1 protein-coding gene is annotated in these 633 nt (G+C 61.1%); it reads left to right on the top strand.

Going from position 1 to position 633, the window contains the following annotated elements:
* Nucleotides 1-633: DDE-type integrase/transposase/recombinase (locus tag J7355_RS17590; protein WP_209065062.1), on the top strand; the 633-nt coding region annotated here is incomplete at both ends.

Genomic DNA, 633 nt, shown 5'->3' with positions numbered 1-633 from the left:
AAAAAAATGGTAACCGCAGCAGCCAAGCGCGAGCTGGTGCGGTTCATGGGGCAGCGCGGCTTGAGCGAACGGCGCTCGCTGGCCGTGGTGGCGATGAGTGCCAGCGCATTCCGGTATCAGCCGGCGCCGGATCAAAACGAGCGCTTACGCGCTGAGATCCTGCGCCTGGCTCAGCGTTACCGCCGCTATGGCGCGCCGATGATCTATCTCAAACTTCGCCAGGCCGGCTGGGCCGTCAACCACAAGCGCGTCGAACGACTCTATGCCGAGCAAGGCTTGCAGGTTCGACGAAGACGCCGAAAGAAGGTGCCGATATCCGACCGGCAGCCGTTGATACGCCCCGCTCGGGCGAACGAAGTCTGGTCGATGGATTTTGTTTTCGATCGAGTCGCTGATGGTCGCGCCATCAAGTGCCTGGGCATCGTCGACGACGCGACCCATGAGTGCGTCGCGCTGGTGCCCGGTCGGTCGATGAGCGGCATGCAGGTCTCTCGTGTGCTGGATGAGTTGGCGCTCACACGCGGCCTGCCGACGGTCATACGATCAGATAATGGCCCTGAATTCATTGGAAAAGCCATGCTGAACTGGGCACACAACAACGATGTGCAGCTCAAGCAGATCGAGCCCGGCAAA

Origin of the sequence: Endozoicomonas sp. G2_2, assembly GCF_017744135.1 — a bacterium.
Classification (GTDB): Bacteria; Pseudomonadota; Gammaproteobacteria; order Nevskiales; family Salinisphaeraceae; genus Salinisphaera.
Note: the sequence above shows the minus strand (reverse complement) of the source record. Positions and strands in the feature narration are given on the sequence as shown.